Below are 24,905 nucleotides of genomic sequence, written 5' to 3' on the forward strand. Positions count from 1 at the left end.
ATTATGACCGTATGTTTCCTGAATAGCAGGCAAAAAGTGTTAACCTTGCGCCTCTGGTACGATTTCATTACGCCTGTCGCGCCATGTTGCGTAAATAAATACCGCAATAAACACGATGGCAAATAATACCACGATGGTCGGCGCTGGCGCACTATCAAGATAAAAAGACAGATAGACGCCCGTAAAAGCGGTAATAACTGACAGACTCACCGCTAATCCCAGTGCGCGCGCAAAGCGTCGCGTCAGCAAAATGGCAATTGCGCCGGGGGCGATAAGCAATGAAATCGACAGAATAATGCCCACCGATTTCAGCGTGGCGACGATAGTCAGCGCAATCATACATAGCAGGCCATAATGCAGTAGCGTGGTATTCAGCCCGCTGGCTTTCGCCTGGTGCGGGTCAAAAGCGTGTAGCAGGAGATCTTTCCATTTCAGCCCTATGATTAACGCAATACCCAGTGCAATAACCGACGTTTGTACGATATCCCCCAGCGATACGCCCAGCATATCCCCAAACAGGATGTGATCCAGATGCACTTCCGATTGAATAGAAACATAGAGCACCAGACCTGCGCCAAACATCCCGGAAAAGACGATGCCCATCACCGTATCACGTTTGATGCGGCTGTTATCGTCCAGATAGCCGGTGGCGATAGCGCAAAATAATCCGGCAATGAAAGCGCCAATCGCCAGGGGGATCCCCACAATATATGCCAGCACGACCCCGGGGAATACCGCATGACTCATTGCGTCGCCCATTAACGCCCAGCCTTTTAACACTAAAAACACGGACAGTAAGGCGCAGGGAATCGCTACAATGACCGAAACCATAAGGGCGTTCACCATAAAATCAAACTGAAAGGGTTCCAGTAACGTTGTTAAGAACATGTCGGCTCCTTCTGCAGGCGGGCGCGTCGACGGTTGGCTAACAGACCGTGTTTCGGGGCGAAAATAAAGGCCGTGATGAACAGTAAGGTTTGCATGACGACAATAATTCCGCCAGTGGCGCCATCCAGCCAGTAGCTAAGCCATGCGCCCAGAAAACTGGTCAGGCTGCCAATCACGACGGCAATCATGAGCAGACGTGGAAAACGGTCGGTGAGTAACCAGGCTGTCGCGCCCGGCGTGACGACGAGACAGATCACCAGGAACGCCCCAACGGTTTGCAGGGCCGCCACGGTGGAGACGGACAATAGAGTGAAAAACAACAGCTTTAGTCGACCCGGATTAAGCCCGATAGAACGCGCATGAGTTTCATCGAAAAAGACGACCATCAAATCTTTCCATTTTAACAGCAGAATCGTCAGCGAGACTGCGCCGATAATCGCCAGTTGCGCAATATCCGCTGGCGCGATCGCCAGCACGTTGCCGAGAATAATCGTCTGGATATTCACCGACATCGGATTGAGCGACACCATAAAAAGGCCGACGCCAAAAAAAGAGGAGAAGATAAGCCCGATAATCGCGTCTTCTTTCAGGCGTGAGCGTTGGTTAAGAAAGAGCATACTGCCTGCCGCCAGTCCGCCGGAAAGAAACGCGCCGAGCGAGAAGGGCAGCCCTAACATCCAGGCGCCAGCGACGCCAGGCACAATAGAGTGAGATAGCGCATCGCCAATGAGCGACCAGCCTTTGAGCATCAAATAGCAGGAGAGAAACGCGCACAGACCGCCCACCATCGCGGAGACCCACATCGCGTTGAGCATATACTGGTAGCCAAACGGCTCAACAAGCCAGTTCATGACGATTTTCCTCCGCTGGCCACGCGCCGGGAAATAAAGGGGCGCTCGTCATCGGTGATGATGTGCTCTTCACCTCCGCTTAACGCGATATGACGTAGAACGCCGCTAAACGCCTGTTCCAGATTCGCGGCGGTAAACGTGGTTTCGGTAGGGCCGCTGGCCAGTACGGTTCCTTTAATCATTACCGTATAGTCGCAAAACTCGGTGACGGAGCCGAGATTATGCGTTGAGACCAGCATCGTGCGGCCTTCATCGCGCAGTTCTCGCAGTAGATCGATGATTCGCGCTTCGGTTTTTACATCCACGCCGGTAAAAGGTTCATCCAGCAGGATCACCTGTCCATCCTGAGCAATGGCCCTGGCAAGAAACACACGTTTTTTCTGCCCGCCGGACAGCTCGCCAATCTGCCTGTGACGATATTCCTGCATATCCACCCGCGCCAGCGCGGCGTCAACACAGGCGTGATCATGCGCAGTGGGACGGCGTAGCCAGCCCATATGGCCGTAGCGTCCCATCATCACCACATCTTCTACCAGCACCGGAAATGACCAGTCCACTTCTTCCGATTGCGGAACATAAGCAATGAGGTTTTTTTTCAGCGCCTTGTTGACTGACTGTTGCAGGATAGTGATATCGCCCTGCGCAAGATGCACAAAGCCCATTAACGCTTTAAATAACGTAGACTTACCGGAACCATTTACGCCTACCAGCGCGGCGATTGAACCGCCAGGCACCTGAAAAGTGGCGTCCCGTAGGGCGGTATGACCGTTGCGATACGTCACCGTGACTTGATCAACGGTAATCGCAGATTGACTCATTGTTGACTCCTCAGTCCGTCGTTAATGCCGTTGACGATGGTTTCGGTCGTGACGCGCAGCAGATCCAGATAGGTTGGCACAGGGCCGTCAGCGGCGCTCAGAGAATCGACATACAGCACGCCGCCATAATGCGCGCCGGATTCACGCGCGACCTGACGGGCCGGTTTATCGGAAACCGTACTCTCGCTAAAGATGGCGGGAATATGGTGCTTTTTAATAGTATCAATCACTTTACGCACCTGTTTTGGCGTTCCCTGTTGATCGGCGTTAATTGGCCAGAGATAAAGCTCTTTCATGTCGTTATCGCGCGCCAGGTAAGAGAACGCGCCTTCACTGGTGACCAGCCAGCGCTGATCGGCGGGAATTTTTTCCAGTTCGGCACGCAACGGATCGGCCATCTGGCGAATTTTCGCTTTATAGCGTTCGGCATTTTGCTTATAGATCTGCGCATTATCCGGATCGTACTTCACCAGGGCGTCGCGAATGTTATCGACATAAATCAGCGCGTTTTCTGCCGACATCCAGGCGTGCGGGTTCGGTTTACCGTTATACGGGCCTTCGGTAATGCCCATCGGTTTGACGCCGGTAGAGACGACGACTTCCGGTACGCCGGAAAGGTGCTGATAAAATCGGGCGAACCATCGCTCCAGGTTCAGACCATTCGCGAGGATAAGCTGTGCCCCCTGCGCTCGTTTAATATCGCCGGGCGTTGGCTGATACTCATGGATTTCAGCGCCGGGCTTGGTAATTGAGCTGACTTCCGCTGCGTCGCCCGCCACGTTTTTCGCCATGTCGGCAATAACGGTAAACGTGGTGATGACTTTAAATTTTTCTTTTGCATAGGCTGGCGATAGCGCGAGTATCGCGACAATACCGGCAATCAGGAGTGTTTTCAGACGATGTAGATTCGTCATAGTATCCCTCGCAACAATGTGGTTAATTAATCATCGAATATAGCCTTTGCTATGTTATATAGCACAAGGCATGAATAAATGAAAATAATTCTTATTTGCGAAATGGCGACGATATGCAGTGATAGTGCTAAAGAGGGATAAGGTGTAAAATAAATACACCTTAATGTTCGGAGAGAGCACGATGCCTGGTAAACGTATCGCTCGTGAAAAACTGACGATCAAAAAAATGATCGCGCTGTATGAAAGCCAGTGCCCACAGGCGTCAGCGGTGCAGGGGCATTACGAGGCGCTGTTCGCCTACGCGCAAAAACGTCTTGATAAATGCGTATTTGGCGAGGAAAAACCCGCCTGTAAGCAGTGCCCGGTGCACTGCTATCAGCCGGCTAAACGCGAGGAGATGAAGCAGATTATGCGTTGGGCAGGTCCGCGAATGCTTTGGCGGCATCCTGTCCTGACCGTGCGGCACCTTATCGACGATAAGCGCCCCGTTCCGGAATTGCCGGAAAAATATCAGCGCAAGAAGTGAAGGGGAAGCGCCAGGCCTACGGCGCGCATCATCTCCAGGCCGGATCAGATCCGGCAACCCGTTACGCTAACGCGTCTTTATCAATACCCAATCGCTTCATACGCGACAGCAGGGTGGTTCGTTTAAGCCCCAGACGCTGCGCCGCGCCTTTTGGTCCAGCCACTACGCCATTGGTCTCTTTCAGCACGCGTATAATAAGCTGATATTCATCTTCGCCTTCTTTGGCGCTTTCAGTCGCAACAGGCGAGGTATCGGGCGTTACGGCGGTAATATCCGGCAGCGACAGTTGTAGCACATTGCCGCGCGTCAGCAGCACGGCGCGCTCGACGACATTCTCCAGCTCGCGAACGTTCCCCGGCCATTCCATGCTGCTAAGCGTGCGCAGCGTTTCGGCGGGAATGCTGTCGATATTACGCCCCATTCGGCGGGCGATTTTGAAAGTGAACGCTTTGACCAGTAGTGGAATATCTTCCGGACGTTCGCGTAACGGAGGAAGTTGGATCGGAAAAACATTCAGCCGATAGTAGAGATCGTTACGGAATTCGCGATCGGCGACCATTTTTTTCAGATCGCGGTTAGTCGCGGCGATCAGCCGCACGTCGGTCTGGATCAGTTTATTGCTGCCGAGACGTTCAAACTCTTGCTCCTGAAGGACGCGCAGCAGCTTAGGCTGTAGCTCCAGCGGCATGTCGCCCACTTCATCCAGAAACAGCGAGCTTTTATCCGCCAGCTCGAAACGGCCAATCCGCTGCGCGCTGGCGCCGGTAAACGCGCCGCGCTCATGACCAAACAAATCGCTTTCCAGCAGCCCCGCCGGCATCGCGGCGCAGTTCATCTTTACCATCCTGCGCCCGCTACGTCCGCTCAGGTTGTGAATGGCGCGGGCAATCAACTCTTTACCGGTTCCCGTTTCGCCCAGAATCAGCACGGTACTGTCGCTCTGCGCCACCATCTCAACCTGCTTGAGCACGTTGTACATCGCTTCGCTGCGTCCGATGATCTCGCCAAACTCGCTGTCGACGTTATTAAGCTGCTCCGTGAGCGCCAGGTTTTCGTCGACCAGGCGTTCCTTCAGACGGTGGATTTCCTGATAGGCCAGCGCATTATCCACGGCAATGGCTACCCGTTCGGCAATCTGACGCAGCAGCTTGAGGTTGGCGGTGGTAAACACTTTTTCTTCGCACTGCGCCAGTTTGAGCACGCCAAGCATCGTCTTGCCGGACATCAACGGCAGCAGGCAAAGCGTCTGGATCTGATTGCCCCAGGTATCGAACAGCATGCGTTCGTAGGGGGCAAGCGGATCGCGTTCGTTGAGGTTGATAAGCAGCATCTCTTTACTTTTAAAGACGCGCTCCGTGAGCGTGCCGGCTTCGTCGACTTCGCTCTGTTCGTGCGCCGGATGATGCTCATCAAGGTAGTGGGTGGAGTAGATATTCAGCTTATTTTTGCGATGGCTGCGCAACACGATGCTGATCGCGTCGATATTGAAATAGTGGTGAATCTCTTTTGCGACTTCGCTTACCAGCTCATCAATATCCAGACGCGACAGGACGGCGTTGGTAATCGCAACCAGAATACGGAAGTTATCGCGTTCGCGGCACAATAGATCATAATCGACATTATTGTTTACCCGGTTTTGAATTTGCTCGGCGACCACGCCGACAATTTGGGTAAACGTATGCAGACGGTCATATTCCTTTTCACTCCAGGGGCGATCTTCCTGACGGATGAATTCGCAGCCGCCGAAAATACGGCCCTCCGCGGCTAAAGGAAGCAGACAGTAATGACCAAATTCAGGGTAGAGGCCGCTCGCGGCAAGCTGCGGCCAGGTTTCGGTAAACTCATGGAAATTACAGTGCAATGCATCGGGGCGAGAAAGGATGCGACGTACCGGGCCGTGCGCCAGTACGGTTTCATCTTCATATTCAACAGGACGGCCATTTTCTCGCGTCGCATAATATTGTGCGCGTTGCGACTGCGCCTGCCATAGCACAATGCCGGCGCTGTCGGCGAGCGCTGAACGCTTTACCAGTTGCGAAAGCGCTTCACTGAGCGACGCCAAATCGGGCTGCTGCAATAAGGTACGAGTGATATCGAACAGGCCTTGCTGTCCAAGATCGCTCATGGGTGTATACGACATGTTGCTTTTCCAGGAAAATACCGCAAAACGGTGCGAAAACGGTAAATGAATTATAGGTATAAGTCGTAAGTTATTGCCGGATGGCTGACCGCAAACTCGCTGGTCACACACTCCGTAGGCCTGATAAGCAAAGCGCCATCAGGCGTTCATGCAGCGTTAATGCCGGATGTCGACGCAAATGCGTCTTATCCGGCCTACAGTATGCTGCCAACAGGCTGCTAGCATATACGAGGTAATGGTTCGGCGTGTGGCAAATCAAGGGTTCGCTTCACGCCATAGAGTCCGGCTAAGCGAACGCCTTTGCGTTCCACGACTTCGCCAATCAGCGCTGCATCACGTCCCAGCGGATGCGCGCGTAATGCCGCCAACGCCCGATCTGCGGCCTGCCGTTCAACGGCAATCACCAGTTTTCCTTCGTTGGCAAAGTTCAGGGCATCCAGCCCCAACAGCTCGCAGACGCCGCGCACGGCAGGTTTGAGCGGCAGTGCGGATTCGGACAATTCAATACCGTAACCGCAGGACGCCGCAAACTCATGGGCGACCGCATTCACGCCGCCGCGCGTGGCGTCACGCAATGCCTTCACTCCGTCAATATGACGCAGCGTCTGAATTAGCGGCGTTAATACTGCGCAGTCGCTCGCCAGCTCGCCATCCAGTCCCAGTTGCTCACGCAGGTTGAGGATAGTGGCGCCGTGATCGCCAAGCGTACCGCTGACTAACAGCACATCGCCAACGCTCAGCGTTTGCGCGCCCCAGCGAATATCGGCGGGAATCGCCCCCATGCCGGCAGTGTTGATAAACAATTTATCCGCCGCGCCGCGCTGCACAACTTTGGTGTCGCCGGTTACAATGGCGATACCCGCTTCCCGCGCGGTCGCCGCCATGCTATTGACCACGCTTTTTAACGTCTCCATCGGCAGCCCTTCTTCAAGGATAAAGCCGCAGGAGAGATAGCGGGGGATCGCGCCGCTCACCGCTACGTCGTTCGCCGTACCGCAAATCGCCAGTTTGCCGATATTGCCGCCGGGGAAAAAGAGCGGATCGATCACATAGCTATCGGTAGAAAACGCCAGACGGTCGCCCTCCGCCGTCAGCTGCGCCAGCTCCAGACGCGCCTGATCTTCTTGTTCCGCCAGCCACGGGTTGGCAAAGGCCTCCATAAACAGGCTATTAATCAACTGTTGCATAGCCTGGCCGCCGCTGCCGTGGGCGAGTTGTATATTGTTCAAACTTCACACTCCTGCTGACGATACTGATACCAGGCGGCGCATGCGCCTTCGGAAGAGACCATCAGCGCGCCGAACGCGGTCTCTGGATTACATGTTTTACCAAATAGCGGGCACTGATGCGGCTTGCATCTGCCGGTCAGCACTTCGCCGCAGCGGGCGCGCGGATCGTCATAGACCTGTTGCGGCGCTGGGCGGAAATGCGCTTCGGCGTCAAAGCGCTGATACTCCGGCGTCAGGTGGACGCCGGAGGATTCAATCACGCCCAGGCCGCGCCACTCGCTGTCGCCATTAACGCAGAACACATCGGCGATGGCCTGCTGCGCCAGCATGTTTCCGGCATCCGGCACCACGCGACGGTATTGGTTTTCAACCTGGCTTAGGGCCGCTATTTTCTGCTCAACCAGCATGACCACGCCTTGCAGTAGATCAAGCGGTTCGAATCCAGCCACCACCAACGGGCGATTAAAATCGGCGGCGATAAACTGGTACGCCTCGGTGCCGATGACCATGCTGACGTGGCCTGGCGCAAGAAAGGCGTCAATGCCGTTGTCCGGCTGCTCCAGTAGGCTACGCAGCGTCGGGATCAGCGTAATGTGCTGGCAGAAAAAGTAGAAGTTTCGCACGTCACGCTGTTTTGCCTGCTGCAGCGTGATGGCGGTGGTCGGCATGGTGGTTTCAAAGCCCAGCCCGAAAAATACCACTTTGCGGGTCGGGTTATCCTGCGCCAGCTTCAGCGCGTCCATCGGAGAATAAACAATACGCACATCCGCGCCGCGCGCTTTAGCCTGCAACAGAGAACCCTGTTTCCCCGGCACGCGCATGGCATCGCCAAAGGTGCAGAAAATCACCTCCGGATGGCTGGCGATTTCCACGCAACTGTCGATGCGTCCCATTGGCAGCACGCAGACCGGACAACCGGGGCCGTGAATAAACTCCACGTTTTCGGGCAGTAACTGATCGAGACCAAATTTAAAAATCGCGTGGGTATGACCCCCGCAGACTTCCATAATGCGCAACGGACGTTCGGCAGTGTAAGGAAGAAGGGCGGCGCGTTCACGCAGGTGTTCAATGAGCTGCATTACCTGTTCCGGCGCACGGTACTCGTCAACAAAACGCATTATCTCTCCTCACCATACAGCAGTGCGCCGACGTCCGGCTCAACATCAAACATATTTTGTAGCGCGTCGAGCGTGTCGCGCGCTTCCGCTTCGTTAATGACGCTCATGGCGAATCCGACATGAACCAGCACCCACTGACCCAGACGCGGCTGACCGTTTTCATCACAACTGCCGACTAATGTGAGATCGACGTCGCGCTGAATGCCGCAGACGTCAACTTTTGCCTGATTGCCGTCAATGGCGCGGATTTGACCCGGCACGCCTATGCACATCGCTGCGCCTCCAGCCAGGCCAGCCACTGATCCATGCCTTCGCCGCTGGTGGCGGAAATCAGGATAATTTCAATCTCCGGGTTCACTTCACGCGCGCTGGCGATGCACTTCTCAACGTCAAAATTGAGGTAGGGCAGCAGATCGACTTTATTGAGCAGCATGAGCGACGCAGCGGCAAACATATGGGGATACTTCAGCGGCTTATCTTCACCTTCGGTCACAGAAAGCACTGCGACTTTATGCTTTTCGCCCAGATCGAAGCTGGCCGGGCAGACGAGATTACCGACGTTTTCGATAAACAGAATACCGTGGTCATCCAGCGGCAGGCGCGGCGCGGCGTCGGCGATCATTTGCGCGTCAAGATGACAGCCTTTACCGGTGTTGACCTGAATGGCGGGCGTGCCGGTAGCGCGGATGCGGGCGGCGTCGTTCACTGTCTGCTGGTCGCCTTCAATTACCGCGCACGGTACACGGTCTTTCAATTTCATTAGCGTTTCGGTCAGCAAGGTGGTTTTACCGGACCCGGGGCTGGACACCAGGTTGAGCACCAGTTGCTGGCGGGCGGCGAAACGGGCGCGGTTGCGCTCAGCCAGACGATTATTTTTGTCCAGCACGTCGATTTCAACCTCCAGCATCCGCCGCTGACTCATACCAGGCGCGTGGGTTCCGGCTTCGCCGTGGCCGTAATGCAGATCGCCTTCTGCGGTCTGACTTGGGGCAAAGTCAGGCGTTTTAATGCCGGTAATATTCAGCGCCGGGCGAGCCGCTGGGGCAAAGGGCGCGCTACGAAACGCTGAGTGCGGATTATGTTCATCGCCTTCTATATAAAGGTTGCCTTCAGCGCAACCGCAAGTCGTACACATCGCTTACTCCTGATCTTTTTCTTGTTACAGGCTTTCTGCCGGATGGCGACGCGAGCGTCTATCCGGCATTAATCTTCAGTTTCATCAATCTCTATGCGCCGAATTTGTAAGCCGTCATCGGCCACAATTCGCAGTGTATCGCTATGACATTGCGGACAACGACGTACACGGTGGGTTAACAACGTGACATATTGTTGACAATGCTCACACCAGCATTCGGCTTCCTGTTCTTCGAGGTGCAGTTTACAACCTTCTGCTATCGTGCCGCGGCATACCAGATCAAAACAAAAGGAAAGAGCGCTGGTTTCCACGCAAGAAAATGCGCCAATTTTGATCCAGACGGCTGTCACACGTTTTGCACCGTATGCTGAAGCCTGTTGTTCAATCAATTCCAGTGCCCGTTGGCAGAGGGTGATTTCGTGCATATCGCCTCCCGTAGTGGTTGCCCCTGCAAAGCAATATTTATGCCAATATTTTTATCCCCTGGCAGGTTAATGTCGACGATGACGAAATGACATGTCGTCACCGCGTCGAAACGGCAGTGACTGTGCTCGTCTGCCATTAAAAACAATAAGTTAAAAATTGGCATGGAAAATGCTTAACGCAGGCATCTCTGTTAAACGGGTAACCTGACATGACTATTTGGGAAATAAGCGAAAAGGCCGATTACATCGCGCAACGGCATCGTCGCCTACAGGACCAGTGGCATATTTACTGCAACTCGCTGGTTCAGGGGATCACCCTCTCGAAAGCGCGCCTGCATCACGCAATGAGCTGCGCGCCGGAAAGGGATCTTTGCTTTGTCCTGTTTGAGCACTTTCGTATTTACGTCGCGTTGGCGGATGGTTTTAACAGCCACACCATTGAGTACTACGTTGAAACCAAAGATGGCGAAGATAAACAATTGATTGCACAGGCGCAGCTCGATATCGACGGCAAGGTTGATGAACGGGTTAACAACCGCGATCGCGAGCAGGTGCTGGAGCACTATCTGGAAAAAATCGCCAGCGTTTACGACAGCCTCTATACCGCTGTAGAAACCAACTCGCCGGTTAATTTGCGTCAATTGGTAAAGGGACACAGCCCGGCGGTATAAGCCTGAGGCGTTGCCCGCTTTGATTCGCGATGTGGCGTTGCGCCATGTCATGAATGTTTTGGGGATGGGCGTGTCGATAAGTGTCGAAAATGACATTTCAACGGCATGTTTTCGTCAAAAATGACAATCACCTGAGGAATGCCTGGTGAATCGTTTTGTAATTGCTGACTCCACTCTCTGTATCGGCTGCCACACCTGTGAGGCCGCCTGTTCAGAGACGCATCGCCAGCATGGCCTGCAGTCAATGCCGCGCCTGAAAGTGATGCTGAATGAAAAAGAATCTGCGCCGCAGCTTTGTCACCACTGTGAAGATGCGCCATGCGCCACGGTATGCCCGGTTAACGCGATTAATCGCGTTGACGGCGCTGTCCAGCTTAATGAAAGCCTGTGCGTGAGCTGCAAACTGTGTGGTATTGCCTGTCCGTTTGGCGCTATTGAGTTTTCCGGCAGCCGTCCGCTGCATATTCCGGCGAACGCCAATACGCCGAAAGCGCCGCCCGCGCCGCCAGCGCCTGCGCGCGTCAGTACGTTGCTCGACTGGGTGCCGGGCGTACGCGCTATTGCGGTGAAATGCGACCTGTGCAGCTTTGACGAGCAAGGCCCGGCCTGTGTGCGGATGTGCCCGACTAAAGCGCTACACCTGGTGGAGAACACGGATATCGCCCGCGCCAGCAAACGTAAACGTGAGCTGACGTTTAATACCGATTTTGGCGATCTCACCTTGTTTCAGCAGGCTCAGAGTGGGGATGCATAATGAGTTCACTTTCACTGATTACTAGCGGCGTCGCGTGGTTTGCCGCCGCCGCCGTTCTGGCGTTTCTGTTTTCGTTTCATAAAGCGCTGAGCGGCTGGATTGCCGGTATCGGCGGCGCGGTCGGCAGCCTGTGTACGGCAGGCGCGGGGTTCACCGCGCTGACCAGCGCCGTTACGGTTAGCGGCGTGATGCCGTTTACCGGCCACATGCTGCAAATTACGCCGCTGAATGCTATCTGGCTGATTACGCTGGGGCTGTGCGGCCTGTTCGTCAGCCTGTTCAATATCGACTGGCATCGCCATCCACAGGTAAAAGCCAACGGACTGTTGATCAACCTGCTGATGGCGGCAGCCGTCTGCGCCGTGGTCGCCAGTAATCTGGGGACGATGGTGGTGATGGCGGAAATCATGGCGCTCTGCGCCGTGTTCCTCACCGGCGGTAGCAAAGAGGGCAAACTGTGGTTTGCGCTGGGCCGTCTCGGTACGCTGCTGCTGGCAATCGCCTGCTGGCTGGTGTGGCAGCGCTACGGCACGCTGGATCTGGGGCTGCTGGATCAACGCGCTCAGCAACTGCCGCTGGGCTCCGATATCTGGCTGCTCGGCGTTATCGGCTTTGGTCTGCTGGCCGGGATTATCCCGCTACACGGTTGGGTGCCGCAGGCGCACGCCAACGCCAGCGCTCCCGCCGCCGCGCTGTTCTCGACCGTGGTGATGAAAATCGGGCTGCTGGGCATTCTCACGCTATCTCTGCTTGGCGGCAATGCGCCACTGTGGTGGGGCGTGGCGCTGTTGGTGCTTGGGATGATCACCGCCTTTGTCGGTGGTCTGTACGCGCTGATGGAGCATAACATTCAGCGCCTGCTGGCCTATCACACGCTGGAAAATATCGGCATCATTTTGCTCGGTCTGGGCGCAGGCGTTACCGGGATTGCTCTCAATCAGCCGGTACTGATCGCGCTGGGTCTGACCGGCGGGCTCTATCATCTGCTGAACCATAGCCTGTTCAAAAGCGTGCTGTTTCTGGGCGCGGGCAGCATCTGGTTCCGTACCGGTCATCGCGACATCGAAAAACTGGGCGGTATTGGTAAACGGATGCCGGTTATTTCTATCGCCATGCTGGTCGGTCTGATGGCGATGGCGGCGCTGCCGCCGCTGAACGGCTTTGCCGGCGAGTGGGTGATTTACCAGTCCTTCTTCAAACTGGGCAACAGCGGCGCGTTTGTTGGTCGTCTGTTAGGACCGCTGCTGGCGGTTGGCCTGGCGATTACCGGCGCGCTGGCGGTGATGTGTATGGCGAAAGTGTACGGCGTGACGTTCCTTGGCGCGCCGCGCACGAAGGAAGCTGAAAACGCCAGCTGCGCGCCGATCCTGATGGGCGTCAGCGTGGTTGCGCTGGCTATCTGCTGCGTACTGGGCGGGATTGCCGCGCCGTGGCTGCTGCCGATGATTTCCACTGCGGTACCGTTGCCGCTGGAAACCGCGCACACCACCGTATCGCAGCCGATGATCACGCTGCTGTTGGTCGCCTGTCCGCTACTGCCGTTCATCATTATGGCGATGTTCAAAGGCAACCGTCTGCCGTCGCGTTCTCGCGGCGCGGCCTGGGTGTGCGGCTACGACCATGAGCAGTCGATGGTGATTACCGCGCACGGTTTCGCCATGCCGGTGAAAGAGGCCTTTGCCCCGGTACTCAAACTGCGTAAATGGCTGAACCCGGTATCGCTGGTGCCGGGCTGGCAGAACGCGGCGGCCGCGGTGCTGTTCCGTCGTCTGGCGCTGATTGAGCTGGCGGTGCTGGTGGTGATTGTGGTTTCACGAGGAGCCTGAAAATGAGTGTGTTTTATCCGTTAATTCAGGCGCTGGTGCTATTTGCCGTTGCGCCATTGCTGTCCGGTATTACTCGCGTGGCGCGCGCCCGTCTACACAATCGCCGTGGGCCGGGCGTGTTGCAGGAGTACCGCGACATTATCAAACTGCTCGGTCGTCAGAGTATTGCGCCCGCTGATTCTGGCTGGGTTTTCCGCCTGACGCCGTTTGTGATGGTCGGCGTGATGCTGACTATCGCCACCGCGCTGCCGGTTGTCACCGTTGGATCTCCGTTGCCGCAACTGGGTGATTTAATCACCCTGATTTACCTGTTCGCCATCGCGCGCTTCTTCTTCTCTATTGCAGGCCTGGATACCGGCAGCCCGTTCACCGCGATCGGCGCCAGCCGTGAAGCGATGCTCGGCGTGCTGGTGGAGCCGATTCTGCTGCTGGGTCTGTGGGTTGCTGCGCAGGTTGCGGGTTCAACGCATATCAGCAATATCGCCGATACCATTTATCACTGGCCTGTCGCGCGCAGTATTCCGCTGATTCTGGCGCTGTGCGCCTGCGCCTTCGCCACCTTTATCGAAATGGGCAAGCTGCCGTTCGACCTGGCGGAAGCGGAGCAGGAGTTGCAGGAAGGGCCGTTGACCGAATACAGCGGTAGCGGCTTTGCGGTGCTGAAATGGGGCATCAGCCTTAAGCAACTGGTGGTGCTGCAAATGTTCGTCGGCGTGTTTCTGCCGTGGGGACAGATGGAAACCTTCAGCGCAGGCGGACTGTTGCTGGCGCTGGTGATTGCCATCGTCAAGCTGATTGTCGGCGTACTGGTGATCGCCCTGTTTGAAAACAGCATGGCGCGACTGCGTTTTTGCGCCACTTCACGCGTGACCTGGGCCGGTTTTGGGTTTGCGTTTTTAGCCTTCGTCTCCTTGCTGGCGGCGTGATTTAAGAGAGTTTGAGCATGTCTGAAGAAAAATTAGGTCAACAATACCTTGCGGCGCTGCACCAGGCGTTTCCGGGCGTCGTGCTGGACGAAGCCTGGCAGACCAAAGATCAGCTGACTATTACGGTGAAAGTAAACTATCTGCCGGAAGTGGTGGAGTTTCTTTACTACCAGCAGGGTGGGTGGCTGTCGGTACTGTTCGGTAATGACGAACGCCAGTTGTGCGGCCACTATGCCGTTTATTACGTGCTGTCGATGGAGCAGGGCACGAAGTGCTGGATTACCGTCCGCGTTGAAGTGGATGCCAATAAGCTGGAATTCCCATCCGTTACGCCGCGCGTGCCGGCTGCCGTGTGGGGTGAGCGCGAAGTACGCGACATGTACGGTTTAATCCCGGTCGGTCTGCCGGACGAGCGCCGTCTGGTGCTGCCGGACGACTGGCCGGATGAACTCTATCCGCTGCGTAAAGACAGTATGGATTATCGTCAGCGCCCGGCGCCGACCACCGATGCGGAAACCTACGAGTTCATTAACGAGCTGGGTGACAAGAAAAATAACGTGGTGCCGATTGGCCCGCTGCATGTTACTTCCGATGAACCGGGCCACTTCCGTCTGTTCGTCGATGGCGAAAACATTATCGACGCCGACTACCGCCTGTTCTACGTCCACCGTGGTATGGAAAAACTGGCGGAAACCCGCATGGGTTATAACGAAGTCACCTTCCTGTCGGATCGCGTGTGTGGTATCTGCGGCTTCGCCCACAGCACCGCCTACACCACTTCCGTGGAAAACGCGATGGGCATTCAGGTGCCGGAGCGTGCGCAAATGATCCGCGCTATTCTGCTGGAAGTGGAACGCCTGCACTCGCATCTGCTCAACCTTGGCCTGGCCTGCCACTTTACCGGCTTTGACTCCGGCTTTATGCAGTTCTTCCGCGTGCGTGAAACCTCCATGAAGATGGCGGAAATACTGACCGGGGCGCGCAAAACTTACGGTCTGAACCTGATCGGCGGGATTCGCCGCGATCTGCTCAAAGAGGACATGATCCAGACCCGTCAACTGGCGCAGCAGATGCGTCGTGACGTGCAGGAGCTGGTGGACATGCTGCTGAGCACGCCGAATATGGAACAGCGTACCGTGGGTATCGGCCGTCTGGACCCGGAAATTGCCCGTGACTTCAGTAATGTCGGCCCGATGGTGCGCGCCAGCGGTCACGCCCGCGACACCCGCGCCGACCACCCGTTTGTCGGCTACGGTCTGCTGCCGATGGAAGTGCACAGCGAGCAGGGCTGCGATGTGATTTCTCGTCTGAAAGTCCGTATCAACGAAGTTTACACCTCGCTGAATATGATCGATTTCGGTCTGGATAATCTGCCGGGCGGCCCGCTGATGGTGGAAGGCTTTACCTATATTCCGCACCGTTTTGCGCTCGGCTTTGCCGAAGCGCCGCGTGGCGATGATATCCACTGGAGCATGACCGGCGACAACCAGAAGCTGTACCGCTGGCGCTGCCGTGCGGCGACCTACGCCAACTGGCCAACGCTGCGCTATATGCTGCGCGGCAACACCGTTTCTGATGCGCCGCTGATTATCGGCAGCCTCGACCCTTGCTACTCCTGTACCGACCGGATGACCGTGGTCGATGTGCGTAAGAAGAAGAGCAAAATCGTGCCGTACAAAGAACTTGAGCGCTACAGCATTGAGCGTAAAAACTCGCCGCTGAAATAAGGAATCGCCATGTTTACCTTTATCAAAAAAGTTATCAAAACCGGCACGGCGACCTCGTCTTATCCGCTGGAGCCGATTGCGGTTGATAAAAACTTCCGCGGCAAGCCGGAACATAATCCGCAGCAGTGCATCGGCTGCGCCGCCTGCGTTAATGCCTGCCCGTCGAACGCGCTGACGGTGGAAACCTTACTGGCAACCAATGAGCTGGCGTGGCAGTTCAATCTTGGCCGCTGCATTTTCTGCGGTCGCTGCGAAGAGGTGTGCCCGACGGCGGCGATCAAGCTGTCGCAAGAGTACGAACTGGCAGTGTGGAAGAAAGAAGACTTCCTGCAACAGTCCCGCTTCGCGCTGTGCAACTGCCGCGTGTGCAATCGTCCTTTCGCGGTACAGAAAGAGATTGACTACGCCATTGCGCTGCTTGCGCACAACGGCGACAGCCGCGCGGAAAACCACCGCGAAAGCTTTGAGACCTGCCCGGACTGTAAGCGTCAGAAATGCCTGGTGCCGTCCGACCGTATTGAACTGACTCGCCATATGAAAGAGGTCAGCTAATGAGCAATTTATTAGGCCCGCGTGACGCCAACGGCATTCCGGTACCGATGACGGTGGATGAATCCATCGCCAGCATGAAGGCGTCTCTACTGAAAAATATTAAGCGTTCGGCATACGTTTACCGCGTGGACTGCGGCGGCTGTAACGGCTGTGAAATCGAAATCTTTGCGACGCTTTCGCCGCTGTTTGATGCCGAGCGTTTCGGCATCAAAGTGGTACCGTCGCCGCGTCATGCCGATATTCTGCTGTTTACCGGCGCGGTGACCCGCGCCATGCGCTCTCCGGCGCTGCGCGCCTGGCAGTCGGCGCCGGACCCGAAAATCTGTATCTCTTATGGGGCCTGCGGCAACAGCGGCGGCATCTTCCATGATCTGTACTGCGTCTGGGGCGGTACGGATAAAATCGTACCGGTGGATGTGTATATTCCAGGCTGCCCGCCAACGCCTGCGGCGACGCTGTATGGCTTTGCGATGGCGCTTGGCCTGCTGGAGCAGAAAATCCACGCCCGCGCGCCGGGTGAGCTGGACGATCAGCCCGCAGAGATCCTGCATCCGGATATGGTGCAGCCGCTGCGCGTGAAGGTGGATCGCGCGGCGCGCCGGCTGGCGGGTTATCGCTATGGTCGTCAGATCGCCGATGATTACCTGACACAGTTGGGGCAGGGCGAGCAGCAAGTGGCGCGTTGGCTGGAAGCGGAAAACGATCCGCGTTTAACCGAAATTGTCACCCATCTCAATCATGTTGTTGAAGAGGCGCGTATCCGATGAGCGAACAGGTGGTGTTCAGTCAACTGAGCCGTAAGTTTATTGATGAGAACGATGCGACGCCTGCCGAGGCGCAGCAGGTTGTCTATTACAGCCTGGCGATTGGTCACCACCTGGGGGTCATCGATTGTCTGGAGGCCGCGCTCACCTGCCCATGGGATGAGTATCTGGCGTGGATCGCCACCCTGGAAGCCGGTAGCGATGCCCGGCGTAAAATGGAAGGCGTGCCGAAGTATGGCGAGATCGTTATCGATTTCAACCATGTGCAAATGCTGGCGCGCGCGTTTGATGAGGCGCGCGCCGCGCAGACCCCGCAGCAGCAAGAATGGAGCAAACTGATGCTCAGTATGCTGCATGACATTCATCAGGAAAGCGCCATCTACCTGATGGTGAGGAGGCTTCGTGACTGACGTTTTACTCTGTGTCGGCAACAGCATGATGGGCGACGACGGCGCAGGCCCGTTACTGGCGGAAATGTGCGCGGCGCAGCCGAAGGGCAACTGGGTTGTCATCGACGGCGGCAGCGCGCCGGAAAACGACATTGTGGCGATTCGCGAACTGCGCCCGCAGCGTCTGTTGATTGTCGACGCCACCGATATGGGACTTAATCCGGGCGAGATCCGCATCATCGATCCGGATGATATCGCCGAAATGTTTATGATGACCACCCACAATATGCCGCTGAACTACCTTATCGATCAGCTGAAAGAGGATGTCGGCGAGGTGATTTTTGTTGGTATCCAGCCGGATATCGTCGGGTTTTATTATCCGATGACTCAACCGATTAAGGACGCGGTAAACATCGTCTATCAGCGCCTGGAAGGCTGGCAGGGAAACGGCGGATTTGCCGCGCTGGACGCGCCGGAGGCGTAAAATGCGTACCCATTCTGGATGGATTTGTGTTACCCGGCATAGGCGGTAAGAAGAACGTGAAGATTATCGTATGGAGCGGACTGCTATTTCTCTGCCTCGCCGCACGCGCACTGGCTACCGGTGTTGTCGGTTACCTGCCGATGAGCGACGGTGAATATGCGCAAAAGCGTGCGCTGAAGCCGCTGTTGATCCTGCCTTATTCTGTATCGCCCGACCAGACCTGGCATTTTCGCCAGGTCGGAGTCAGTGGCGTGACGCTACTGCCGGAGCCGAAAAAAGATAACGAATGGCGGATTAGCGGAAAAGACAGAGCCGGTAATTCGTGGGTTGTCCCGGTGGGAAGGCTGATTAATTTGGCGGGTAATGCGCAATTTTATCGCGCTGACCTCGATCGTAACGGCATTCAGGACCTGGTTATCTGGTTGGGCAATCCTGGGTTGGGCCTGGCGCCGAGCGCGCAATACATCATTTTCACCTTTCTCAAGAATGGCCGCCCCTGCGTCTTTGAACCGTGGGGGTTTTATACCGCCACCGATACTGGCGTCGATGATTTGCTTGATTTACAGGGCAATGGTCGCACGCAACTGTTGGATATGCAGTTTGACTCAGGCTACTGGATAACCAATTTATATCAGGTGAAGGACGCCCGCTGGCAGCGCGTACACGGCTGGTTTGGCCGGTTGAGTTATCCGGCGCTGACCCGCTTTAATCACTATCCTGGCCGTAAATTAATTATCAAACCTATTGCCGGAAGGAATCCGCAAACGGACGATCTTTCCCTTACGCAGCGCTGTTTAATACGCGGTAACGTATTGCCGGGCGTTAATCAGGATTGATGCCAGTTTCGGTGCAGAATCGGATGGCTATCACTGTAAATCTTGACCACCACTGGCGACATTACGTGTCATCGACACTTGTGACGATGACACGTAAATGCTCACGAAAATAGAAATAATATTCTTAAATAACAATGAAATAAAAATTGGCACGATTCGTGTATATATCGGCACATCATCTGTTATTGCTGGAGAATTTGATGAACCGTTTCATCATTGCAGACGCGAGTAAATGCATTGGTTGCCGTACCTGTGAAGTGGCTTGCGTCGTATCCCATCAGGAAAATCAGGATTGCGCATCGCTGACCCCTGAAACCTTTTTACCTCGTATCCATGTCATCAAAGGCGTGAACGTTTCCACGGCAACGCTGTGTCGCCAGTGTGAAGACGCGCCGTGCGCCAACGTTTGCCCGAATGGCGCCATCAGCCGTGACAAAGGCTTTGTTCATGTGATGCAGGAACGCTGCATTGGCTGTAAAACTTGCGTAGTGGCATGTCCTTACGGCGCCATGGAAGTGGTGGTACGTCCGGTGGTTCGCAATAGCGGCGCGGGGCTGAACGTGCGTGCTGAAAAAGCCGAAGCCAACAAGTGCGATCTGTGTCACCACCGTGAGGCCGGTCCGGCCTGTATGGCTGCTTGCCCAACGCACGCCCTCATCTGCGTGGACCGCAATAAGCTTGAACAGCTAAGCGCGGAAAAACGCCGTCGTGCGGCGCTGGATTCAACGGCATCGCTGCTTTTCTGATTTCTGCGATTGCGCGTAGAATACGCCACAAAGCATTGCCGGATGGCGGCATCAATGCCTTATCCGGTCTACGGTCCGTGCGGTTGTAGGCCTGATAAGCGTCGCGCCATCAGGCATCCGGGTTCGATGATGGCGGGAAAATAAGATGGCGATAGACACACCTTCCGGCGTACAGCTACGCATTCGGGGCAAAGTACAGGGCGTCGGTTTTCGTCCTTTTGTCTGGCAGCTGGCGCAGCAGTTGCGATTACACGGCGACGTGTGTAATGACGGCGACGGCGTCGTCGTTCGGCTGCTGGAAGAGCCGTCGCAATTTATTGCCGCGCTCTATCAGGATTGCCCGCCGCTGGCGCGCATTGACAGCGTTGAACACGCGTCGTTGGTATGGGAGCGCGCACCGACGGATTTCACCATTCGTCAGAGCGCAGGCGGTTCGATGAACACGCAAATCGTGCCGGATGCGGCGACCTGCCCGGCATGTCTTGCCGAGATGAATACCCCAGGCGAGCGGCGCTACCGTTATCCTTTCATCAATTGCACCCACTGCGGACCACGCTTCACCATTATTCGCGCTATGCCCTATGACCGGCCATTTACGGTGATGGCGGCGTTTCCCTTGTGTCCGGAATGCGACAGCGAATACCGCGATCCGTACGATCGCCGTTTTCATGCCCAGCCCGTTGCCTGTCCGTCATGCGGGCCGCATCTTGAGTGGCGGAGCCAACATGAACGAGCGGAAAAAGAGGCGGCTTTGCAGGCGGCGGTCGCCCAACTGAACGCCGGAGGCATTATTGCCGTTAAAGGGCTGGGTGGTTTTCATCTGGCCTGCGATGCGCGCAACGATAACGCAGTGGCGATGCTGCGGGCGCGTAAACATCGCCCGGCGAAACCATTGGCGGTGATGTTGCCCACGGCGCAAACGCTGCCAAGCGCGGCACGTTCGCTGCTGACCACGCCAGCGGCCCCGATTGTACTGGTGGATAAGCAGTATGTACCTTCGCTGAGTGAGGGCATCGCGCCAGGACTTACGGAGGTGGGCGTGATGCTGCCAGCCAACCCATTGCAACATCTCTTGTTGCAGGCGCTCAATTACCCGCTGGTGATGACATCCGGCAACCTGAGCGGCAGACCGCCCGCCATCACCAACGAACAGGCGCTGGACGATTTACACAATATTGCCGATGGTTTTCTGTTGCACAATCGCGACATTGTACAGCGCATGGACGACTCTGTCGTGCGCGACAGCGGCGAAATGCTGCGTCGTTCGCGGGGATACGTGCCGGACGCGATTGCGTTGCCGCCCGGATTTCGCGATGTGCCGCCGATACTTTGTCTGGGCGCGGATCTGAAAAACACGTTCTGTTTGGTACGCGGCGAACAGGCGGTTGTCAGCCAGCATTTAGGCGATCTCAGCGATGACGGTATCCAGGCGCAGTGGCGCGAGGCATTGCGTCTGATCCAGTCAATCTACGATTTTACCCCAGAGCGTATCGTCTGTGATGCGCATCCGGGCTATGTTTCCAGTCAGTGGGCCAGTGAGATGCGTCTGCCGACAGAGACGGTGTTACACCATCATGCCCATGCGGCGGCTTGCCTGGCCGAGCATGGTTGGCCGCTGGACGGCGGAGAGGTGATTGCCCTGACGGTAGACGGTATCGGCATGGGTGAGAATGGCGCGCTATGGGGCGGAGAATGTTTGCGGGTCAATTATCGCGAATGCGAACATTTAGGCGGTTTACCCGCCGTGGCGCTGCCGGGAGGCGATCTGGCTGCCAAACATCCGTGGCGTAATCTGTTGGCGCAGTGCCTGCGCTTTGTGCCGGACTGGCAGGATTATCCGGAGACAGCGGGGCTGCAACAGCAAAACTGGAATGTCCTGGCGCGCGCCATTGAGCGCGGCGTCAATGCCCCATTGGCGTCTTCCTGCGGGCGGTTGTTTGACGCGGTGGCTGCCGCGCTTCGCTGCGCGCCAGCATCGCTTAGCTATGAGGGCGAGGCCGCCTGCGCGCTGGAGGCGCTGGCCTCTCAATGCGCTAACGTTGAGCATCCGGTAACGATGCCGCTTAACGGCGCTCAACTGGACGTCGCTGTTTTCTGGCGGCAATGGTTGAACTGGCAGGCCACGCCCGCGCAACGCGCCTGGGCTTTTCATGATGCGCTGGCGTGCGGGTTTGCCACGCTAATGCGCCAGCAGGCTACGGCGCGGGGGATAACCACTCTGGTCTTCAGCGGCGGGGTGATACACAACCGCTTACTTCGCGCGCGTCTTGCCTTTTATCTTTCTGATTTTAAATTGTTATTTCCGCAGCGGTTACCAGCGGGCGACGGCGGGCTGTCGTTTGGACAGGGCGTGATTGCCGCAGCGCGAGCGTTAAGTGAAGTGTAGGGCGCCGGATGGCGGCTGCGCCTTATCCGGCCTGTAAACAGATGCTCACTCGTAGGCCGGATAAGACGCGAAGCGGCGCCATCCGGCATCACAGGCTTATACCGACAACGTTTTTAGCAGTGCAAAGGCCTCTTTCATGCGGTCTTCACTCACCACAAAGGCGCGTAGTTGGCCTTCTCCGCTCATGCCTTTGGCAATCATACCGCCAGATTCTGCGGTAATATGCCAGCTCAAATCGCGGCGCTGAGTTTCTCCCGCCAGATGCAGCGGCAGTTCCGGCGTTTTGACTTTGACCAGCATCGCCGGTAGCTTCAGCGGCGCGTTGCCGCCAAGCAGATTTTTCGCCAGGTACATCGCGCTTAACTGGATTGGTTGCAGGAAGGGCAGCACCTGACCGTTGATCTCCGCGCAGTCGCCGATCGCATAAATATCCGGGTGACTGGTCTGTAGATAGCTATCCACGCAGACGCCGCGGTTGACGACTACCCCGGCGCGGCGCGCCAGAGCGGTTTCCGGGCGTAAGCCGGTGGTGGCAATCACCGCATCGACCTCAATACTATGCTGGCTTACCAGCGTAGCGCGGATACCGGCTTCGGTTTTCTCCAGTTTTTGCAACTGCGATTTCAGCAGCAGATGCACCCCCATATCGGTCAGGTGATGCTGTAAGCGACTGCTCACTTCCGGTGGCATCAGTGAGGCGAGAAGGCTGGCGGCGTTATCCATCAGCGTTACCGTTTTCCCGGCGCGGCAGAAATCCATCGCTAATTCACTGCCAATGAGACCGCCGCCGACAATCAGCACTCGCTGCGCGTCGCGCAGTGGTGTCTCACAGGCGCGGTACTCCTGCTGGCTATTCAAAGTAAGCATTAACTCACGTCCTGCAATCGGCGGCACAAAGGCTGTCGCTCCGGTCGCCAGTACCAGCTTGTCGTACTGCCACTGCTTATCCTGACTTTTCACCACATGGGCATCGGCATCAATGTCAGCAACCCAGGTATGCGGGAACAGTCGCAGATTAAACTGTTCAGCAAATTCCCCCGCTAACTGGCGGGTGAGATCATCGGCGCGCTGCGACTGGCTGATAACGTGGCTGAGATCGGGCTTGTTGTACTCATCCATGCTGTCCGCCGCAATCAGGGTTAACGGCACATGCGCATCTTGTTTACGAATATTTTTGACGAGCTGACGGGCGGCGAAGCCCGACCCAATAATGATGATCCCCCGACTCATTTTGCCTCCGTCGCCAGTACGTCGAACACGTCTTTACCTAATGAACATTCCGGGCACAGGAAGTTATCCGGCACGTCGTTCCACGGCGTACCCGGCGCGACATCCTGCAACGGCTCGCCCAGCGCAGGGTCGTAAATCCACTGGCATACGCTGCATTGCATTTTGGGGCCGAGGTCTGCGGCGGTGCAGGTTATGGTTTCTTCGACTGGCGCGATTTGCTGTGTGGTTTCCGGCAGCGGAGCAAGCGCCCACTGACGCGCGATGTCGCGACCGTGCTGACGGCACAACTCCAGCGCATCCAGATCCGGACGCCATTTCGCTTTCAGACTCAGGGACATTTCAAAACCGGCATCCTGTAAGCGCGTGGACAGTCGATCCACAGCGCCGCCGCTCCAGCCATGAGAACCGAAGGCGCTGGCGCGTTTGTTGCGAAAGCGCAGGCCGGTCATCTCTTCCACCAGACCAGCGATTTTCGGCATCATCACGTTGTTCATGGTAGAAGTGCCGACCAGCACGCCTTTCGAACGGAAGACGTTGGTCAATATTTCATTTTTATCGCTGCGGGCGACGTTAAAGATTTTGACCGCCACGTTGGGGTCCACTTCGTTGATACCCTGCGCGATGGCATCCGCCATCATGCGAGTATTGTTCGACATGGTATCGTAGAAAATAGTGATACGATCTTCCTGATAATCTGTCGCCCATTTCAGATACAGTTCCACGATTTGCGTTGGGTTGTCGCGCCATACCACGCCGTGTGAGGTGGCAATCATATCCACCGGCAGGTTGAAGCCGAGGATTTCGGTAATTTTTGGCGTTACCAGACGGCTGAACGGCGTCAGGATATTGGCGTAGTAGCGCTGGCATTGTTCAAACAGTTCAGTTTGGTCCACTTCATCATTGAACAGGCGCTCGTCGCAGTAGTGCTGACCAAAGGCGTCGTTGCTGAATAACACCGCGTCGCCGGTCATATAGGTCATCATGCTGTCCGGCCAGTGCAGCATCGGCGTTTCCACGAAGATCAACTGCTTGCCGTTGCCGATATCCAGCGTATCGCCGGTTTTCACCACCTTAAAATTCCATTCCGGGTGATGGTGATGGCCGTTGATAGAGTCAATGGCGTTGGCGGTACAGTAGATAGGCGTGTCCGGGATCTGCGCCATCAGTTCGGTCAGCGCGCCTGCATGGTCTTCTTCGGCATGGTTAATGATGATGTAGTCGATATCCGCGAGGTCGATTTCACTGCGCAGGTTTTGCACAAACTCACGGCTAAACTTATGATCGACGGTATCGATCAGCACATTCTTTTCTTCACGAATGAGATAGCTGTTATAGCTGCTGCCGCGCAGCGTTTTGTATTCAGTGCCGTGAAAATCACGTACTTCCCAGTCGCGCTGGCCAACCCAATGAATATTATTTTTAACCAGAATAGACATAACCACCTCAATTCATTCAACGTTTACAAAAAGTTGTTTTGCTTATTGCAGCTAGTGTGCCAACTTTTCATCTTATTGATTTGTATTGAGTTATATTTGTTTTGTATTTTTGATGTAGTCAAAAAGACTATAAA

At 56.0% G+C, this 24,905-nt stretch carries 25 protein-coding genes; 13 read left to right on the forward strand and 12 right to left on the reverse strand.

The genetic code is table 11. The annotated features are described in order from the left end of the window. Positions 1-39: 39 nt before the first annotated feature. From sitD to sitA, 4 genes are read right to left on the reverse strand one after another with little or no spacing between them, the layout of a single operon-like run. Complete coding sequence (gene sitD / locus ACLJTG_RS08500) at positions 40-888, reverse strand: iron/manganese ABC transporter permease subunit SitD (protein WP_001626393.1); 849 nt, start codon at positions 886-888, stop codon at positions 40-42. Continuing rightward, entirely contained in the window at positions 879-1,739 is an 861-nt protein-coding gene (gene sitC, locus ACLJTG_RS08505; protein ID WP_001104336.1) for an iron/manganese ABC transporter permease subunit SitC, read from the reverse strand. The genes sitD and sitC overlap by 10 nt, the downstream gene beginning before the upstream one ends. Then, complete coding sequence (gene sitB, locus ACLJTG_RS08510) at positions 1,736-2,557, reverse strand: iron/manganese ABC transporter ATP-binding protein SitB (protein WP_000083153.1); 822 nt, start codon at positions 2,555-2,557, stop codon at positions 1,736-1,738. Before sitB ends, sitC begins: the two co-directional genes overlap by 4 nt. After that, positions 2,554-3,471 carry an iron/manganese ABC transporter substrate-binding protein SitA gene (gene sitA / locus ACLJTG_RS08515; RefSeq protein ID WP_000182930.1) on the reverse strand — a complete coding sequence of 306 codons (918 nt, stop codon included), beginning with the start codon at positions 3,469-3,471 and terminating at the stop codon, positions 2,554-2,556. Before sitA ends, sitB begins: the two co-directional genes overlap by 4 nt. Before the next feature lie 181 nt (positions 3,472-3,652). Here sitA and ACLJTG_RS08520 point away from each other — a divergent pair, with 181 nt between their 5' ends. Beyond that, positions 3,653-3,997, forward strand: a complete 345-nt coding sequence (locus tag ACLJTG_RS08520) for a nitrous oxide-stimulated promoter family protein (protein ID WP_001117944.1) — start codon at positions 3,653-3,655, stop codon at positions 3,995-3,997. Between the two features lie 61 nt (positions 3,998-4,058). On the opposite strand, the gene flhA is transcribed toward ACLJTG_RS08520, so the two are convergent. The 6 genes from flhA to hypA all read right to left on the reverse strand — a co-directional run bounded on the left by flhA (position 4,059) and on the right by hypA (position 10,044). Beyond that, positions 4,059-6,137, reverse strand: a complete 2,079-nt coding sequence (gene flhA, locus ACLJTG_RS08525) for a formate hydrogenlyase transcriptional activator FlhA (RefSeq protein WP_000122692.1) — start codon at positions 6,135-6,137, stop codon at positions 4,059-4,061. Between the two features lie 218 nt (positions 6,138-6,355). Next, positions 6,356-7,366, reverse strand: a complete 1,011-nt coding sequence (gene hypE, locus ACLJTG_RS08530; protein WP_001059962.1) for a hydrogenase expression/formation protein HypE — start codon at positions 7,364-7,366, stop codon at positions 6,356-6,358. Further along, positions 7,363-8,484, reverse strand: a complete 1,122-nt coding sequence (hypD, locus tag ACLJTG_RS08535) for a hydrogenase formation protein HypD (RefSeq protein WP_001212962.1) — start codon at positions 8,482-8,484, stop codon at positions 7,363-7,365. The genes hypE and hypD overlap by 4 nt, the downstream gene beginning before the upstream one ends. Beyond that, positions 8,484-8,756, reverse strand: coding sequence for a hydrogenase 3 maturation protein HypC (gene hypC, locus ACLJTG_RS08540; protein WP_000334871.1), 273 nt, complete (start codon positions 8,754-8,756; stop codon positions 8,484-8,486). The genes hypD and hypC overlap by 1 nt, the downstream gene beginning before the upstream one ends. Beyond that, complete coding sequence (gene hypB / locus ACLJTG_RS08545; protein ID WP_000337636.1) at positions 8,747-9,619, reverse strand: hydrogenase nickel incorporation protein HypB; 873 nt, start codon at positions 9,617-9,619, stop codon at positions 8,747-8,749. Before hypB ends, hypC begins: the two co-directional genes overlap by 10 nt. 68 nt (positions 9,620-9,687) lie before the next feature. Further along, positions 9,688-10,044: a hydrogenase maturation nickel metallochaperone HypA gene (hypA, locus tag ACLJTG_RS08550; RefSeq protein ID WP_000544461.1), complete on the reverse strand. Its 357-nt coding sequence runs from the start codon at positions 10,042-10,044 to the stop codon at positions 9,688-9,690. A 209-nt stretch (positions 10,045-10,253) separates the two neighbouring features. Between hypA and hycA the strand changes: the two genes are divergently transcribed. From hycA to hypF, 12 genes are all read left to right on the forward strand, one after another. After that, positions 10,254-10,715 carry a formate hydrogenlyase regulator HycA gene (gene hycA, locus ACLJTG_RS08555; protein ID WP_000158074.1) on the forward strand — a complete coding sequence of 154 codons (462 nt, stop codon included), beginning with the start codon at positions 10,254-10,256 and terminating at the stop codon, positions 10,713-10,715. A gap of 145 nt (positions 10,716-10,860) precedes the next feature. Further along, on the forward strand, positions 10,861-11,469 hold the full coding sequence (gene hycB / locus ACLJTG_RS08560) for a formate hydrogenlyase subunit HycB (RefSeq protein ID WP_001079164.1): 609 nt from the start codon (positions 10,861-10,863) through the stop codon (positions 11,467-11,469). Further along, the gene (hycC, locus tag ACLJTG_RS08565; protein WP_000097036.1) at positions 11,469-13,295 is read left to right on the forward strand and encodes a formate hydrogenlyase subunit 3; all 1,827 of its coding nucleotides are present in this window, start codon (positions 11,469-11,471) and stop codon (positions 13,293-13,295) included. The genes hycB and hycC overlap by 1 nt, the downstream gene beginning before the upstream one ends. Positions 13,296-13,297: 2 nt before the next feature. Further along, complete coding sequence (locus ACLJTG_RS08570; protein WP_000110562.1) at positions 13,298-14,221, forward strand: respiratory chain complex I subunit 1 family protein; 924 nt, start codon at positions 13,298-13,300, stop codon at positions 14,219-14,221. Positions 14,222-14,238: 17 nt separating this feature from the next. Beyond that, entirely contained in the window at positions 14,239-15,948 is a 1,710-nt protein-coding gene (hycE, locus tag ACLJTG_RS08575; RefSeq protein ID WP_080102189.1) for a formate hydrogenlyase subunit HycE, read from the forward strand. A gap of 9 nt (positions 15,949-15,957) precedes the next feature. Then, positions 15,958-16,500, forward strand: coding sequence for a formate hydrogenlyase subunit HycF (hycF, locus tag ACLJTG_RS08580; protein WP_000493773.1), 543 nt, complete (start codon positions 15,958-15,960; stop codon positions 16,498-16,500). Continuing rightward, positions 16,500-17,267 (forward strand): formate hydrogenlyase subunit HycG, encoded by a 768-nt coding sequence (gene hycG, locus ACLJTG_RS08585; RefSeq protein WP_000067419.1) that lies wholly within the window; start codon positions 16,500-16,502, stop codon positions 17,265-17,267. The genes hycF and hycG overlap by 1 nt, the downstream gene beginning before the upstream one ends. Then, positions 17,264-17,674, forward strand: coding sequence for a formate hydrogenlyase maturation HycH family protein (locus tag ACLJTG_RS08590; RefSeq protein ID WP_000003725.1), 411 nt, complete (start codon positions 17,264-17,266; stop codon positions 17,672-17,674). Before hycG ends, ACLJTG_RS08590 begins: the two co-directional genes overlap by 4 nt. Further along, on the forward strand, positions 17,667-18,137 hold the full coding sequence (gene hycI, locus ACLJTG_RS08595; protein WP_000132983.1) for a hydrogenase maturation peptidase HycI: 471 nt from the start codon (positions 17,667-17,669) through the stop codon (positions 18,135-18,137). The genes ACLJTG_RS08590 and hycI overlap by 8 nt, the downstream gene beginning before the upstream one ends. 26 nt (positions 18,138-18,163) lie before the next feature. Further along, complete coding sequence (locus tag ACLJTG_RS08600) at positions 18,164-18,973, forward strand: hypothetical protein (protein ID WP_000936687.1); 810 nt, start codon at positions 18,164-18,166, stop codon at positions 18,971-18,973. Between the two features lie 200 nt (positions 18,974-19,173). Next, positions 19,174-19,719, forward strand: a complete 546-nt coding sequence (hydN, locus tag ACLJTG_RS08605; RefSeq protein WP_001078791.1) for an electron transport protein HydN — start codon at positions 19,174-19,176, stop codon at positions 19,717-19,719. Between the two features lie 145 nt (positions 19,720-19,864). Further along, entirely contained in the window at positions 19,865-22,105 is a 2,241-nt protein-coding gene (gene hypF, locus ACLJTG_RS08610; RefSeq protein ID WP_079951078.1) for a carbamoyltransferase HypF, read from the forward strand. 96 nt (positions 22,106-22,201) lie between these two features. On the opposite strand, the gene norW is transcribed toward hypF, so the two are convergent. Continuing rightward, a complete protein-coding gene (gene norW / locus ACLJTG_RS08615) occupies positions 22,202-23,335 on the reverse strand; it encodes an NADH:flavorubredoxin reductase NorW (RefSeq protein ID WP_410958923.1) in 1,134 nt (377 codons plus the stop codon). Then, entirely contained in the window at positions 23,332-24,771 is a 1,440-nt protein-coding gene (norV, locus tag ACLJTG_RS08620; RefSeq protein WP_000026015.1) for an anaerobic nitric oxide reductase flavorubredoxin, read from the reverse strand. Before norV ends, norW begins: the two co-directional genes overlap by 4 nt. Positions 24,772-24,905: the final 134 nt, after the last annotated feature.

Origin of the sequence: Salmonella sp. SAL00672 (assembly GCF_046552175.1) — a bacterium.
GTDB classification, from domain to species: Bacteria; Pseudomonadota; Gammaproteobacteria; order Enterobacterales; family Enterobacteriaceae; genus Salmonella; species Salmonella enterica.